The sequence below is a fragment of the Peribacillus sp. NPDC096447 genome (assembly GCF_044762725.1).
GTDB lineage: Bacteria > Bacillota > Bacilli > Bacillales > DSM-1321 > Peribacillus.
Genome location: NZ_JBIWEV010000006.1, coordinates 297,429 through 313,889, shown reverse-complemented (window position 1 = coordinate 313,889; position 16,461 = coordinate 297,429). Strand labels below are relative to the sequence as shown.

The following is a 16,461-nucleotide window of genomic DNA, read 5'->3' as shown; positions in this document are numbered from 1 at the left end:
GAAACATGATAAATCCCTTCCAAGCGGATATGTAGATACGATGATTCTAAAACTCCTGCAAAGTGCGATAAATATGGTTATGAAATCAGCAAACTGATATATACAAATTCCAATGAGCAATATGAAATTAAGGAAGCGACGATGTATTCCAGCTTAAAACGGCTGGAAAAGGACGGATGCATCATCTCTTATTGGGGAGATGCCACACAAGGATATTCCAGGCATCGCTTATTGGATTCCGACTTCCGCTCGGTTTCGGTGCATGATGGCAAGTTTAATTCCTGCGATTTAAGCCGTTCCGACTTCAGCCATTCCGACCTGACGAACAGCACATTCAAAAGCAGTAACTTAGATAATTGCATCTTTGAAAACGCCAATTTAACTGGTACCTTATTTAAAAGTGCAAATTTAAAAGGCGTAACTTTCAAGAACAGCATTTACAATAAAACCGATTTTAAAAGCTGTAATTTATCTGGCCTTATATTTGATGGGGAAACATTCAACCAAACCATTTTCGAGGGTTCTTCATTGAAAAAGGCATCATTTCGCATGCCACACTCATCAATGTTCAATTCCAGATGTCCGATTTGAAGAAAATCGACTTTACTGGAGCTTCGATGGATAAACTCACTTACAACTTTTTACATGGAGCAGAGGTTGATCTTAGCGGCGTGACCATCATTTAAAGGAAGAGTTTCCAATGACTATACCGACAGCGATTGTCGTATCCGCCTCAATCATTTGCGTGACCGTGTTTCTGACTGCGGTCGTTTTAAAAGGAATGAGTAGGGGCGAATAGTTCTTCAAGAGCCCTGTGCTAAGACATGAAAGTCTTGGCACAGGGTTTTTACGTACTTTTTCAGGTATGCTTATCATTCAACCGCCCATCCTCTTCTGCATGAACCTTTAGAATTCTATTTGAAACTCTTTAACGTAGACAGCATTCCCGGTAATTTCAATATCATATGTATCATCGTTTTTGGTAGCCGAAACGCGAACTCTGCCATCCTTTCCGATTTCATGTCCTTGTTCGATTAACAGGTGCACTTCATCTTCAAGATCATCCTTTATGTATTTTGCAAAATAAGCCCCCATGACACCTGAAGCCGTTCCTGTAACCGGGTCTTCAAGCGTACCTGAAAATGGCGAGGAAAAATGCCGGGCATGCATATGGGCATCACTATCGTACGTCTCCAGGCAAAAGGGATGAACGGAAGCTCTTGGCATTTCCTTTAATATTTGCGGAAACAGGCTATTGTTCGCCTTCATCCTTTTAAATGAACTTCTTTCTTTTACCGGAACCAGTAAAGTCCATAAACCTGTACTTCCATAAACAATAGGTAATTCACTTTCCAGATCTTCTATATCAAGGCCGAGGGAACTGGCTAAGCCACCCTTATCTCCGTTAAACGCTTCAAACTGCGGCGTGGCCTGCTTCATCGTAATATATATATCTTGATCAGCCGTCGTATGGATCTTGATTGGCAATATTCCCGCTCCTGTTTCAATCATCAGCTCATCTTTATCCAATAATCCCCTGGTCTTCAGTGCATGGATGGTAGCCATTGTCGCGTGTCCGCAAAGATTCATTTCATGTCCCGGTGTAAAATAACGGATTCTAAGATCGGCAATATCGGAATCCATCGGAAAAGAGGTTTCATTGAACCCCACCTTCTCCGCTATATCCTGCATTTCCTTTTCCGTCAGTCCATCCGCATCTAAAACCACACCTGCCGGATTTCCTTTATTCGGTTTACTGCTGAACGCATCGTAATGAAAAACCCTTACCATTTTCAAAACTAACATCTCCTATTAAATGAATAGTACTTCTCTTGAATAGTAATTCTATATCACTATCCATATCCCCTTTTTTGTCCTATACTAAGTGAAACAACCATCGATTTTAATTTCTGACTATTGTACAATTACTCAAATTCATCAAATGTAAAATTCCATGAAGGGAAGGAGTACGTTATCGTTTCTGTTCCAAAGAGAGCTGGTGCTTTGCTGAAAGCCAGTGTCCAGAATATAACCGAAAATCATCCCCGAGAAGTAAAGCCGAATCTTCAGTAAGCTTTACCGGTTCCCCCGTTAAATGGGACAATGTATTATTGTGCGTTTGTAAGCCTTTTATTAATCAAGAGTGGTACCTCGAGTTCAAATCTCGTCTCTTAATGAGACGGGATTTTTTGTTTTTAACCTAATCAATGAAAATAACGGTAAAGCAGGTGCAGGAGTCATGCAGACACTATTATTCGTAACGGATTTATACTATGAAGCAAAAGGAAGAAATTATTACGAGGAGGATTTGTTTCTTACTTCGAAGCTTAGAGAAGATTTTCAGTTAGTACTTTGCCATCCTGAAGAAATTGAAACGTTTGAAAAGGATTTTGACTTGATCTTCTTTCGAAATGTCGATTAAAGTCCGCGGTAGGTCGAATAACTGCGGGAACGGTCGATTAAAGTACGTACCAGGATTTTAAAACAAGACTTGGTTATACTACATGTTTTTTTACTCTTTTATATGATAAAAGCCTCAATGGATTTCTGAAATCACCTGCAACGTTCTTTAAATAAAAAAACTGCAGGCAAACTCGTATTTCTTCGAGTTTGTCTACAGTCTGAAACGACTATCGAATCCCAAGTGACCATTATTTCATTTGAGATTTATGCCATTTCCACGCACTTTCAATGATTTCTTCCAAATCTATCGATGCTTTCCATCCAAGCTCTTCATATATCTTATTTGCCGAAGCAACCAGACGGGCTGGATCTCCAGGGCGACGGTCTGCATACTCTATGGTCGGTTTCACTCCTGTGACTTTTTCACAAGTGTCGATTACATCCTTAACCGAAAATCCTTTTCCATTCCCAAGATTGTAGGTGGCCGTATCCTTCTTCCCGGATAATAGGGCTTGAAGGGCGATTATATGAGCTTGAGCTAAATCCGTTACATGGATATAGTCACGAATGCATGTGCCATCTTCTGTGTCATAGTCCGTTCCAAACACTGAAATCTTCTCCCGTTGTCCTAATAAATGCTGTAAAATAATAGGAATCAGGTGTGTTTCCGGATCATGACTTTCACCGATTTCTGCCGACGCATGTGCTCCAGCCGCATTAAAGTAACGCAAGACGACATAATGAAGTCCATATGCATTTGCAAAGTCCCCTAAGATCTGCTCTACCATCAATTTCGAGCGGCCATATGGATTAATCGGATTGGTTGGCTGATCTTCATCAATCATATCAACATTTGGTATCCCGTATGTAGCTGCCGTTGATGAGAAAATGAAATTCTTAACATCATGCTTGAGCATGGTATTCAATAATGTAAGAGTTGCACCTACATTATTATCATAGTATTTATAAGGATCTTGAACAGACTCCCCAACCAAGCTATTAGCGGCAAAGTGCATAACAGCTTTAATGGGATACTTAAGGAATATTTCATTCAAAACTTCTTCGTCCCCTAAATTCCCTTCCACCAAGATTGCCTTCGAATCAACCAGCGAACGAAAACCGGTTGAGAGATTATCCAGAATGACTACCTCTTCAGTATTCACTAACTCTTTTACAAGATGACTTCCAATATATCCTGCACCGCCAACGACCAAAATCATATAGAATTTCTCCTTTTACTTTAAGCTTAAATGAATCATTGCATATATGTGAGGCTCTTCTAATTATAAGAATCTCCCTCATTTTATAGGCATTTATTGAAAGTTTCCATGGCCAATCCATTATATTGAGTGTAATCAAACTTCGCTAGTTCAGGATTATCATTATTAACCATAGTAGATAAGCCCTTTTCCAGTCCAACTATGCTATTTTCCACAAGTAAACCATATTTACCGTTATCCAAAACGGTTCGGTTAGCCACTATATCAGTAGCCATGATTTTCATTCCTAAAGTCATTGCCTCCAATAATACCATAGGCTGCCCTTCATAATGTGAGGAAAGAACGAAGCAGTCACATTTTTCCATGAACGAAAATGGATTTTCAAGCTGGCCTAAAAGATGAATGGAATGATTTAAGTCCAGCTCATCAATGATTGCCTGCAAATCTTCCTTTAAAGGTCCTTGTCCTAAAATATACAGTTTACTATTTTTGTGTTTCTCATGAAAGCCTGCGAAAGCACGAATCAAATTATCTTGACCTTTTTCAGGAGATAATCTTCCCATATTGACAAAGTTAAAATCATTTTTATCAGGATATGGAACGAATTGATCATTCACTTCCAATCCATGGACCACTTGTACGATTAACGCCTGTTTATCGATCCAGCCTATAGATATCCCGTCCAATAATATATGGGCATAAGTACCAAGTTGAGTAACCGCTTCTTTATCGAATTCCACAATCCGCCCATTAAAGGTTGGCCCATTTTCCAAGACCATGGCATCCTGCAATCCATAAGGCTTATCCCAAATATTATAGTCGCCTAAGTTAATTTCGGCAGTGCCGCGCACTTCCCGTTCTTTTAACAGGATTGGCTCTTCTATGATTTCGAATGCCCCCGTATTTAACCAACCTATTTTCTTATTATCTATTTCGAATAGGTAATAGCCGCCTTTGTTGGTTCTGTTATACTTTATGATTCTGACGATTTGCCCTTCAAAATCGATTGCCTTGCTCACTCTTTTAGCCTTGTAGTTCGGATATGCCTTCGTCCAGATTGTATGGTCCTCCGGGTTAGTTATTTTTCCGTACTTCTGATTACCGGTGTTTATTTCCTTCAGCGTTCTATTCTCAATCTTATCAATGAACTTTTTATTGTTTTTATAGTTTCTGGATATTATATACTTTCTTTTCATCATGATTTGCAGCTTGTCATTAAAGCTCATGTCTTCATTGATTGTACAATGTTCAAGCATGGATAAAGCTGAATTATCTATCCAGCCTATTATCTTGTTTTTTACAGATATTCTGCTATAAATCGAATGCTGGGTTTTTGCTTCCCTATCGACTTTTACAATGATTCCTTTAAAATCATGACTGCCGGAAACTTTGTACGTTCCTTCGACTTTATACGGCAAGGACCAAATATAGTTCGACCGAGGTCTTACTAACCTTGCAATTTTATCCACTTCTTTTTCATAAATGATGCTGTCTGGCAACAGCTCCACAGCTTCTTCACTAATCCAGCCTATTATTTGATTGTCATGACTGAATTTGTAATATGTCTTTTGATCAGCATGGGCTTTTCTCGAAATCACGATTTCAGCACCTTCAAAACGTTCTTCCAGTGGAAATTGGATGGCATTCGAAATTCCCGGAAGGGTATTCCAAACATGATTATCCTTGACATCGTTTAATATCGCCCTTGCTTTGAAGTTTTCTGTGATCATTGCCTTTTCATCATTTTCGATAGCTTCAGGTTCATTTGACCCGATTTGAAGGATTTTATCCGGGTTGATAGAATTCATTACATAATCGAATTTATCGAAGTCTGCATACTCCAATAGATTCTTTCGGTTTAATTCCATCGTTCCCTCAGAAACACTTACCAGTTTATCAAATCGATTGTATACCGAAAAAATTCCTCTTAGATTAATACGGTGAGGTCTCTTTCCATTAATGATGCGCTCACTATCAGAAAGCAAATCATTATGCATATAACAAACTTTCTTTTTTGCATCTGCCGCCAGCAGATATTTAGCCCAATAATGACTATAACCGCTAAAATCGATAACAAAATCAAACTTTGTTTTACCGAATAAACGTGCATGCTCCCTAATATAAGCATTTTCCGGGTAAAGCTTCTTCCCTAAGAAACCTCTTTCCCCTCTATTATGGATGAATTTGTCTTTGTAGACTTCCAAAAATTTATATACAGGCAAGCCAGGTTTGAATAGAAAACGCACATTCTTATTAACCTTGCCCATATTTTTCAAAACCTCATACGAGTGAGGGGTGGCATTAAAACAGCTGACATCATATTTATCATAATCAATATTATTCATTAAGTTAAGGAAAGAAGATGTAATACCGTTATCCCTCAATCCGCCCGGATAAATCAATATTTTTTCCTTTGCGGAATCCAGCCCAGTAATTGTATTTAGTTGTTTCGTAGACTTATTGAAAATATTTTTGACTATTCTTTCTGTTACTTTTCCATCCTCATGGTTCGTGAATTTTTCCTGCATTTTTTTATATTTATCGGAATATCTCAATTCCACATTTTTAATATCTTTAATGGCTAGTGCCAGTTCTTTTGAGTTAAAAAGCATCGGTCCCGGAAGTTCGTCATTTTGGAGATATTGTCCCCTTTGCTCTGCATAAACGTCCGTGTCCCATGTGTAAAATAGAATAGGCTTATCGGTAACAAGGTAATCAAAGAATATGCTGGAATAATCCGTGATAAGCAAATCAACTGCAGCAAGCAATTCATTTGAATCAACATAGTCAGGTATTAGCACATCCTTGATTTCCGAATGCTTGGCCGCTTCTTTATATAGAAATGGATGCACCTTAATAAATAGGTTATATTGTTCACCGATTTGACTTTGTAAATAATTAATATCGGCAATGATTTGAAGAAGATCGTTATCCACTTTGGCAAGGTTCGTCCCCTTCCAAGTCGGGGCATATAAAATATTTTCCTTAGCATCACTGACTTTCAACCCTAGAGTCCTTAGATAATCCTTATACTCCCCCGGATTCGTATTCAGCGTCAAATCGATCCTCGGATATCCTTCTTCTATAATTTCACCTTTATACAATCCATTTAACTTATAGCTATGTGTAAAAATGTTGGTAGTATGGGCATTAGGGCTCAAAATGTAATCTGCACTCAAAAAGTTCCTGACAACGTTTTGGGAGACCGAAGGATTACCCGGTATATCGAAGCCCATATTCTTAAGGGGCGTTCCATGCCAGGTATTGATGTAAATTTGCTCACTTTTAGGGATGAAGAAAGACTGGAATGTGGAGTTATTGATTAAATACTCACTTGTTGCCAACCATTTTAAATATTCCTTTGAATTACGCTGAACGAATTGAACATTCGGCATATCCTTATACTTCGCTATTACACCTGAGAGGACACTGAAATCTTGGATCGACCAAATGTGCATAAAATCATGATAGTCCTGATTTTCCAGCATATATTTAAACATCGCATATGGACTGTCAGTCATACTGTTTCCATCACGACTCTCATATAGAATTGTGTTTTTTTGCACGCTTAATTTCTCATAATACTTTGCATATCTATTTACGCGCTGATGATTTTCCTTTAATAGGAAATTAGCGATAGGTTGTTTAAGGAAATCGACTTTTCTTTTTATTACCTTCTTATTCACTAAATAGGCATCCCCTTTTATGGATTTATATTCACCATTCAAAATTATGTTTGCCTTTCATTAACCAAAAATAACAACTATGAATGATCAATAGTTGGAGATTTTTTAAAGGTGATTACTACATTAAATTAAAAGATTATGAATGGCAGTAAGAGTTTATTTGTCCACTGCCTTATGCATTTCGAGGATATTTTCCATTACTTTTATGATGTCGTCTCTTAAATCTGGACGTTGCAGGGCAAATTCAATTGTCGTTTTCACAAAACCATCGACAACTCCGACATCATAGCGTTTTCCTTCAAAATCGTAAGCGAACACTTTTTGGATTTCATTCAGTTTTTGGATGGCATCGGTTAACTGGATTTCACCGCCAGCCCCTGTTTCCTGCTTGGCCAGGAAATCGAATATTTCCGGAGTCAGTATGTATCTTCCCATGATGGCTAGATTGGATGGTGCCGTTCCTTGTTTTGGTTTTTCGACGAAACGGTTCACTTCGTATCTTCTGCCTTCTTGGGTAAGCGGGTCAATGATGCCATACCTATGCGTTTCGCTCTCATTTACAGGCTGCACACCAATGATGGACGAACCTGTCGCGTCATATTCGTTGATTAATTGACGTAGTGAAGGCACATCACTTTCCACGATATCATCGCCTAAAAGGACGGCAAATGGCTCATCACCAATAAAGTTACGTGCACACCAAACAGCATGTCCGAGGCCTCTCGGTTCTTTTTGCCTAATGTAGTGAATATTAGCTAAATTGGATGGGTATCGGACCTTCTCCAATAAATCGAATTTCCCTTTTTCACTCAAGTTATTCTCTAGTTCGTAAGCATTATCAAAATGATCTTCTATCGCTCGTTTATTCTTTCCTGTGACAATGATTATATCTTCAATTCCCGCTTTCACGGCTTCTTCTATAATATATTGTATAGTTGGTTTATCGACTATTGGCAGCATTTCTTTAGGCATAGCCTTCGTTGCGGGCAAGAATCTAGTGCCCAATCCCGCTGCAGGTATAATGGCCTTTTTAACTTTTTTCATTCTTTGTAACTCCTTCATATTAAGATAAATCTACAAAAAAACCCATTTTTTTCTGAATCATCCTTTTTATAGTAACATAGACTCGTTTTTTGTAAATATATTAACAGAAAAAATTCCTTCATTTGTAAACCCATCCATAATTAAACTTCCACCCAATGCAATATCCCGAAAAATAAGGCCTTTCCCCGGTATTCCAGGAAAAGGCCTTATTTTTCTTAATTATATGACTGGTAGGTCCAAGGACTTATATAAATATTTATTTAGCACTATTGATCATACCATGAATATTTTCCATGAAAGCATTCATGACCTGCTTCAATTTCAACTCGGCTTCTTCCATCGTTTCACTTTGGATCCCAAAATAGAATTTGATTTTAGGTTCTGTACCAGATGGCCGCAAGCATACCCATGTGCCATCCTCAAGGAAGTACTTAATTACATTTGATTTAGGTAAATCAATGACTTCTTCCTTATTGGTGCCCACCGTCAGCTTCACACCGCTTTGATAATCCTCCTGCATCGTTACAGCTTTTCCGGCAATTTGCTTTGGAGGAGCCTCACGGAACTGATTCAGTATCCCTTGAATCTGCCCGGCGCCTTCAATCCCCTTTAAGGTCAATGACTGAAGTCCCTCCAGATAATACCCGTACTTTTCAAAGTTGGTAAGCAATCCTTCATATAGATCCATGCCCTGTTTTTTATAGTGGGCACAAACCTCCACTGCAAGAACGGCCGCTTGGATCGCATCTTTATCACGGGCAAAATCCTTGATTAAATAGCCATAACTTTCTTCATATCCGAATAAGAACGTGTGCTTGCCGCTATCCTCATATTCATTGATCTTTTCAGCGATGAATTTAAAACCCGTTAATACATCAACGGTCCCTAAACCATATTCCTTAGCGATTCTGCGCCCGATTTCAGAAGTTACTATCGTTTTTAAGACAACTCCATTGGAAGGTAAAGTGCCTTTCGCTTTCTTTTCTTTTAAAAGATAATCCAATATTAGTGCACCTGTCTGATTACCTGTAAGCACCACATATTCGCCATCTATATTTTTAACGGCGATACCGAGTCGATCTGCATCCGGATCTGTTGCGATCAAAAGGTCTGCCGATACTTCATTTCCTAATTCAATGGCCATTTCAAAAGCTGCATGCTCTTCCGGGTTCGGGGATTGAACTGTCGAAAAATTGGGATCAGGCAATTCCTGCTCTTTTACAACGTGTACCTTGTCGTATCCAAGATCTTGTAAAGCACGTCTGACAGACTTATTTGCCGTGCCATGAAGCGGTGTGAATACAACTGTCACATCCACTTCTTCACTTAAATCTTTGTTTTCGGGCACAGTAAGCAATTTTTCATTATAAGCGGTATCGATTTCCTCTCCGACAATCTCAATGAGGCCTTGCGCTTTCAATGTCTCTTCATCTTTTACCGAAATGGCAAGTTCGTTTTCAATCGCATTCACGAATTCTATTACTACATCAGCCGTTGCCGGAGGAAGCTGTGCACCATCTGGCCCGTACACTTTATAGCCATTATATTCAGGGGGATTGTGACTTGCTGTAATAACGATCCCAGCATATGCATTCAGTTCACGAACGGCAAAGGATAACTCCGGCGTTGGTCTTAACTCATCGAATAGATAAGCCTTGATTCCTTCTGTAGCCAGGGTCTTGGCTGCTTCCAAGGCAAATTCAGGCGATTTAAAACGTGAATCGTAGGCAATCGCGACACCTCTGCGTTTTGCTTCATCACCCATCGATTGCAGATAATGGGCTAATCCCAATGTTGCTTTACGGACTGTATATAGATTCATCCGATTCGTACCTGCCCCAATTTCCCCGCGCATACCGCTTGTGCCGAATTCCAAGTTCTTATAAAACGCATCTTCTATATTCTTTTCATCATCTTGCATCTCGTTAAGTAATGATTTCATTTCATTATCAAGGGCCTCGAAATTCACCCATGAGTCGTAAGAACATTTCCAATTCATCTTCGCTTAGTCCTTCTTTCTTTGTTGGTAAATCTAGATGATTCTACCAAAATCTAACAATAAAAATTAATAAAAAAAAGCCTCTATAGGACTTTCTTGCTATATTATCTGCAAAAAATGGACGTCACCACAAGGAGCGACGTCCACTTAATTATTCAGTTTCTGCAACAACGGTAAAGCGTTGGTTGATGTGCTTTGGAATTTCAATTTCATCAAGTACAGCAAGGGCAAAATCGGCATAACTTACATAGCTTTCACCCTTTGAGTTTACAAGAAGGTTATCTTTACCCAGTTTATACCCTCCTGTTCTATTTCCTTGCGGATCAAAGAAGGCGGAAGGACTGATGAACGTCCATTGGATCCCAGTCGCATTTTGCAGATCTCCAAGGTTCTTGGATTGATTAAAGGCTGTTGCAAAGTATTCTTTAGGGAACTCAGGCGTATCCAGTACACGGATCGTTTTTGCCTCGTCAACGAAAAGGCTTCCAGCTCCGCCAACAACGATCAGTCTAGTTTGAGGCGCCCCTTTCATTGCGTCAATCAGGATTTTTCCTGCATCGATATGCAGATGTTCTTTCCCTTGAGCAGCGCCAAAGGCATTCACTACCACATCGAATTCTTTAATATCCTCTGCTTTCAGATCGAATACGTCTTTTTCCAGTACGGATGCTCCTTGAATTTGGACTTTGGCTTCATCCCTGACAATGGCCGTAACTTCATTTCCCCTAGTCAATGCTTCCTTTAAAATCAGACTTCCAGCTTTTCCGCTCGCACCAATAATACCGATTTTCATATTAAATTCCTCCTATATATTGTTTTAGAAATTTTAATTGTAACTTAACTGATTACATGTAATAATATAAGTTACAGGATGCATCTTGTCAACATTATTATTTTGGGGAGTTTCGGAGATATATCCGGATTTTCGTCGATATATTGCAATTTTCGGAGATATATCCTATTTTTCGTCGATATATATAAAAAAGCACCATTCCTTTTAGAATGGTGCGCCGCTTAATTACATGCTTTTTTTCTTTTTCATTAGCAGTGCCATGCAGATTGTGATGAGAGTAAAGGCGATAAAGGCCAAAAACGGGATCGTGATGAATCCTAGCCAATTTATATACTCACCTGAGCAGGGAACACCGCTTTGGCACATTTCGAAATGCTGTAGTGCTGGAATTTTTTGCAGACTATAGTGATACCCTGACACCAACATGCCCAAAATCGATAATGGGAGGATGTATCGATAGATTTTCAGGTCCTGTTCATAAAAGGCCCGGCCCAATAAGATAACGAGCGGGTACATCAAGATCCTTTGATACCAACAAAAGGTACAGGGTACATAATGGAGAATCTCACTAAAGTAGAGACTTCCAGCAGTGGCGATGATGGACAGGATCCAAGAAAATAATAAAGGCTTGTTCATCACTATTTCTCCTTCGCTGCATCATCAACCATTTTCACTAAATCATCGATTGTATTTCCTTCAAACTTCTTGCCATTGACAAATAAGGAAGGAGTTCCAGTAACGCCCAATTCGTCTGCCAGCTCCATATCCTTGTTCCATTGGTCCTCGGACTTTTCGTCTTTAAAAGAGGTAACGACCTTTTTCACATCTTTGTCATTTGCGATTTCTTTCAATGTTTCTTCTAAGAATTTGTCTGTAAAGACATCTTCCTTTTCATATTTCAGGTCAGCTGGCTGCTTATCGTACAAAAGCTCATGAAATTTCCAAAAGGTATCATTACCTAATTCCTGATAAACACTTTCCGCGAATTTAGCGGATCTGGTTGAATCGACGTTAATGAACGAATAATTCATGAAATAAAATTGCGCTTTTCCTGTATCAATCAATTCACTTTGTATAGAAGGAAAGAATTGCTCCTCGAATGTCTTACAGACTGGACATTTATAATCCCCAAATTCCACTATTTGGACAGGAGCAGATTTTTCTCCCAAATAAGGCTGTGCTTTATAATCGATTTCATTAACGGCTGTATCTTCGTCCTTTCCATTTGCCAAAAATATAAAGCCAATAATGATTACAGCGATTAACCCGATGATCCAAAACGTGAATGCAGAAGATTGTTTTTGATTACCCTTTTTTTTATTAGCCATCATATACCTCCATCACTTGTAGTTGTGTCGATATTCCTTATCCAGCCATAGCGGCCGATTTCAGTTCCCCCTTCCTGCACCTCTCACCTGTAACTGATTCATTTACACGTTATAATATAAGTTTCACCATGTTGGTTTGTCAATTACACATACCTTTTATTTTCGCCTTTGCAGAAACGGCGTGACTTGACAAGGAAACGGTTAATGGATAAATATTATTCTTGCAGGCCATTATAACTTGTAACCACTTGAATTACATGTTAAATAATTTATACTATATAAGAATAGAGATTTTAAAGGAGAGAAAAAAGAGATGTCCATCAGTACCCGCTTTTCCGTAGGAATCCATATATTATCTCTTTTAGAAATAAACAAAGAAGGCGTTAACACTTCTGATTTTATAGCAAAAAGTGTAAACACCAACCCAGCCTTAATCAGAAAAATCACCGGCATGCTGAAGAATGCTGGTTTAGTGAATGTTCGGCCGGGTATCGCCGGAGCGACATTGGCCAAGGATTTATCGGATATCACTTTGCTCGATGTTTATCAGGCTGTCAACGTTGTCTCCGATAAAGAATTATTTGGAATCCATGAAAATCCTAATCCAGCATGTACTGTTGGAAGAAATATACAAGATACAATAGAGCCTATCTTTTCAGTTGCTGAACTTGCCTTGGAAAAGGCATTGGGAGTGGTGACGATCGAGGATGTCGTCAGGGGTATTCTGGAAAAGGATAAAACTAATTAGCAAAAAAACACATGAGTCGGACTCATGTGTTTTTTCCTGTTTTATTATTTATACTTAGGAACTTCAATCGTCAATTTATAGGAATCTAGTAAACTATACAAATTATAAATCTGTTTCACTTGTTTTGTTGCCCAGCCAATATCAGTGGCATACTGGTGTGAAGCATATCCATATTTCTCTGCAGCTGTAGGATTCCATCTCATTTTGTAAAGCGTGTCCTGTCCAGCGGAGATATATCCTTTGGCGATGAATTCAGCACCGCCTATGATGGCCGCTTCCGGAGTGAACCAGCCTGCATTATAGGCGTATTGAGCGCCGCTGCTTAGCGCCGTTCCGTCAAATGCTCCCACTCCATACATATTATAGACCGTTTTCCCGTTCACCTTTACGCCAGTCGCTAACGGTGATGTTCCATTCCCGGTCTCCAGCAAAGCATGTGATATCAGGTAGATTTCATTGACCCCATATTTTTCCCCTGCTGCAGTGAAGGTTGCAGCTTGGCCTTGTAAAATCCCTTTACCTGAAAGGATTCTATTATTAACTTCTGAAACGTTCATGTTGGTGACTTGGGAAAGCTTGACGAATTGGAATGAATTGACTGGATCATTCACAAAATTATTTGGGTTAAGATTATATTCTATATCTTCCGGACTGGCATTTACCCATGTCTTGTTATAGTCCACCTCATACCAATAGTATCCATCAGAGCCCTTTACTTTCGATTTAATATTCAATGATTGATTATTGCTGACAGGACCGACTACCCAATAATTAGAACCAGCTCCGCCCCTGACACGCCATCCGGTTCCTTTAACCGTACCTTTTGTTGAATTGATCAAAGTTAATCCATCTTCACGTATGTAGGTTTTATACTTTTTATCCGTTTGACCATTTACGGCCATTTGAATTTCAACCATCTTTTCCATCGTAAGATTATACTCTTTATCGATCCTGATTATCGATCCATTCGAACTACCCGGGCCTTCCGGTGCTTTGGCCGTTAAATATTGCGTACTGACATATCCGGTTTTTCCATTGGCCGTGACTCTTGACCAACCATTAGACTCTGAATAAACCGTTACGGCCGTATTGTTTACAAGCTTGGCTATAATTGAAGCGGAAGCTGATGCAGCAGATCGCATATTCAGACTGGAGCCATCATTCACATTTACATATTTAACTGACGTGTTTCCTTCTTCGTCTGGATTCAGCCCCGGTAAAGGACCAGGCTTCGTTGCTGATAGATATTGCGTATTGACATAACCCTCCCCGCCATACGCTTTAACTTTAGACCAGCCATTTGATTCCGAGATGACTTCTACCTCTACACCCCTTGCCAATTTCACAATGACAGAAGCACTTTCTGACGGCTTATTCCGCATATTCAGTGAACCCGTGCTGACATTTACATATTTCGTTGTCGTTTTTTCAGGTATGGATGGTTTGGATTCCATTCCAGGCTTTGTCGTCGAAAGATAGTCAGTACTGACATACCCATCCTTCCCATTTACCTTGATTTTCGCCCAACCTTTTGATTCCGAATACACCGTCACTTCAGTTCCTCTTGACAGCTTTGCGACTATGCTCGCGCTTTCCGACCCGCTTTTTCTCATATTGAGTGTTCCAGAGCTTACGTTTACATATTTCGTCGTCATTTTTTCAGGCGTTACGGCCGTTGATGGTTTCGTTATCGATAGATATTTGGCACTGACATGCCCGTCTTTTCCATTTGCTTTGATCTTGGCCCAACCTTTTGATTCCGAATGGACCGTCACTTTCGTTCCTTTTGAAAGCTTCGCGACTATGCTCGCGCTTTCCGATCCGCTTTTTCTCATATTGAGCGTTCCAGAGCTTACGTTTACATATTTCGTCGTCGTTTTTTCAGGCGTTACGGCCGAGGATCCCGATCCTGGCTTTGAAGCAGATAGATATTTGGTGCTGACATATCCGTCCTTTCCATTGGCTTTGACTTTCGCCCATCCATTGGATTCCGAATACACCGTCACTTTCGTTCCTTTTGAAAGTATGGCGACTATACTTGCGGTAGCTTTTCCACTTTTTCGCATATTGAGTGAACCCGTGCTCACATTCACATATTTCGTCGTCGTTTTTGCAGGTGTGGCTGCCGTTGATCCCGATCCTGGCTTTGAAGCAGACAGATATTTTGTGCTCACATATCCTTCTTTTCCATTGGCTTTGATTTTGGCCCAGCCATTGGATTCCGAATATACCGTCACTTTCGTTCCTTTTGAAAGTATGGCAACAATGCTTGCGGTAGCTTTTCCACTTTTCCGCATATTGAGTGAACCCGTACTCACATTCACATATTTTGTTGTCGTTTTAACCGTTGCCGCAGCTTTGGTTACCGTTCCAGGCTTCGTTGCCGAGAGATATTTGATACTGACGTATCCTTCTTTTCCATTGGCTTTGATTTTCGCCCAGCCTTTGGATTCCGAATACACCGTTACCTGTGTGCCTCTTGTCAGCTTCGCGACTAAGCTGGCACTATCTGTCCCACTTTTCCGCATATTGAGTGAACCTGTGCTCACAATCACATATTTTGTTGTCGTTTTAACGGTCGACGCAGCTTTTTTTACCGCTCCAGGCTTCGTTGCCGAGAGATACTTGGTACTGACATATCCTTCTTTCCCATTGGCTTTGATCTTCACCCAGCCTTTGGATTCCGAATATACTGTCACCTGTGTGCCCCTTGTCAGCTTCGTGACTATGCTGGCACTATCACTGCCGCTTTTTCGCATATTAAGTGAACCTGTATTGACATTCACATATTTCGTTGTCGTTTTAATGGTTACTGCAGGTTTCGTTAAAGTCCCTGGCTTTTTTGCCGATAAATACTTGGTACTGACATATCCTTCTTTCCCATTGGCTTTGATCTTCGCCCAGCCTTTGGATTCCGAATACACCGTTACCTGTGTGCCATTTGCCAGCTTTGCAACTATGCTTGCACCTTCCGTCCCGGTTTTTCTCATATTGAGCGGTCCGGAATTTACCTGTACAAACATGACGTCTTCAATATTGGCCTGTTCCGCATGTAGTGGAGCTGCAGATATTTTTTCTTCGAAAGCAACTGTCGACAACACTGCAAAACAGAAAGTTGGTATAATTAATTTCTTCATCTCATTCTCCCTACTAAAGAATTATATTTTTAACATTTATTTAAATATCGGTTAAAATTAGTATAATAACATAGGTAAATATGCTTATTCGGTTAAAATATAT

13 protein-coding genes and 1 other annotated feature are annotated in these 16,461 nt (G+C 39.7%); of the genes, 3 read left to right on the top strand and 10 right to left on the bottom strand.

The features are described from left to right. The first annotated feature begins 12 nt into the window (after positions 1-12). Complete coding sequence (locus tag ACIQZD_RS21200; protein WP_402906268.1) at positions 13-591, top strand: pentapeptide repeat-containing protein; 579 nt, start codon at positions 13-15, stop codon at positions 589-591. A gap of 87 nt (positions 592-678) precedes the next feature. Here ACIQZD_RS21200 and ACIQZD_RS21195 read toward each other — a convergent pair whose 3' ends face one another. Together ACIQZD_RS21195 and ACIQZD_RS21190 are read right to left on the bottom strand one after the other, a co-directional pair. Then, the gene (locus tag ACIQZD_RS21195) at positions 679-876 is read right to left on the bottom strand and encodes a hypothetical protein (protein WP_402906134.1); all 198 of its coding nucleotides are present in this window, start codon (positions 874-876) and stop codon (positions 679-681) included. A 30-nt stretch (positions 877-906) separates the two neighbouring features. Next, positions 907-1,797 (bottom strand): PhzF family phenazine biosynthesis protein, encoded by an 891-nt coding sequence (locus ACIQZD_RS21190; protein WP_402906132.1) that lies wholly within the window; start codon positions 1,795-1,797, stop codon positions 907-909. 148 nt (positions 1,798-1,945) lie between these two features. Then, positions 1,946-2,175: a binding site (T-box leader), on the top strand. Between the two features lie 64 nt (positions 2,176-2,239). Here ACIQZD_RS21190 and ACIQZD_RS21185 point away from each other — a divergent pair. After that, positions 2,240-2,422 carry a hypothetical protein gene (locus tag ACIQZD_RS21185; protein WP_402906130.1) on the top strand — a complete coding sequence of 61 codons (183 nt, stop codon included), beginning with the start codon at positions 2,240-2,242 and terminating at the stop codon, positions 2,420-2,422. A 229-nt stretch (positions 2,423-2,651) separates the two neighbouring features. Here ACIQZD_RS21185 and galE read toward each other — a convergent pair whose 3' ends face one another. From galE to ACIQZD_RS21150, 7 genes are all read right to left on the bottom strand, one after another. After that, positions 2,652-3,623, bottom strand: coding sequence for a UDP-glucose 4-epimerase GalE (galE, locus tag ACIQZD_RS21180; protein WP_137018367.1), 972 nt, complete (start codon positions 3,621-3,623; stop codon positions 2,652-2,654). Between the two features lie 83 nt (positions 3,624-3,706). Then, positions 3,707-7,309, bottom strand: coding sequence for a CDP-glycerol glycerophosphotransferase family protein (locus ACIQZD_RS21175; protein WP_402906127.1), 3,603 nt, complete (start codon positions 7,307-7,309; stop codon positions 3,707-3,709). Between the two features lie 156 nt (positions 7,310-7,465). Further along, entirely contained in the window at positions 7,466-8,353 is an 888-nt protein-coding gene (gene galU / locus ACIQZD_RS21170; RefSeq protein ID WP_101224801.1) for a UTP--glucose-1-phosphate uridylyltransferase GalU, read from the bottom strand. Positions 8,354-8,609: 256 nt separating this feature from the next. After that, positions 8,610-10,352, bottom strand: coding sequence for a phospho-sugar mutase (locus ACIQZD_RS21165; protein ID WP_402906124.1), 1,743 nt, complete (start codon positions 10,350-10,352; stop codon positions 8,610-8,612). A 151-nt stretch (positions 10,353-10,503) separates the two neighbouring features. Next, the gene (locus ACIQZD_RS21160; RefSeq protein WP_402906122.1) at positions 10,504-11,145 is read right to left on the bottom strand and encodes an NAD(P)-dependent oxidoreductase; all 642 of its coding nucleotides are present in this window, start codon (positions 11,143-11,145) and stop codon (positions 10,504-10,506) included. Positions 11,146-11,370: 225 nt separating this feature from the next. Next, positions 11,371-11,781: a disulfide oxidoreductase gene (locus ACIQZD_RS21155; protein ID WP_402906120.1), complete on the bottom strand. Its 411-nt coding sequence runs from the start codon at positions 11,779-11,781 to the stop codon at positions 11,371-11,373. Positions 11,782-11,783: 2 nt separating this feature from the next. Then, positions 11,784-12,473, bottom strand: coding sequence for a DsbA family protein (locus ACIQZD_RS21150; protein ID WP_402906118.1), 690 nt, complete (start codon positions 12,471-12,473; stop codon positions 11,784-11,786). A 313-nt stretch (positions 12,474-12,786) separates the two neighbouring features. Here ACIQZD_RS21150 and ACIQZD_RS21145 point away from each other — a divergent pair, with 313 nt between their 5' ends. Beyond that, entirely contained in the window at positions 12,787-13,221 is a 435-nt protein-coding gene (locus ACIQZD_RS21145) for an Rrf2 family transcriptional regulator (protein ID WP_402906116.1), read from the top strand. Positions 13,222-13,265: 44 nt separating this feature from the next. Here the strand turns inward: ACIQZD_RS21145 and ACIQZD_RS21140 are convergent, their stop codons facing one another. Then, positions 13,266-16,358: an SH3 domain-containing protein gene (locus tag ACIQZD_RS21140; protein WP_402906114.1), complete on the bottom strand. Its 3,093-nt coding sequence runs from the start codon at positions 16,356-16,358 to the stop codon at positions 13,266-13,268. Between the last annotated feature and the right edge of the window lie 103 nt (positions 16,359-16,461).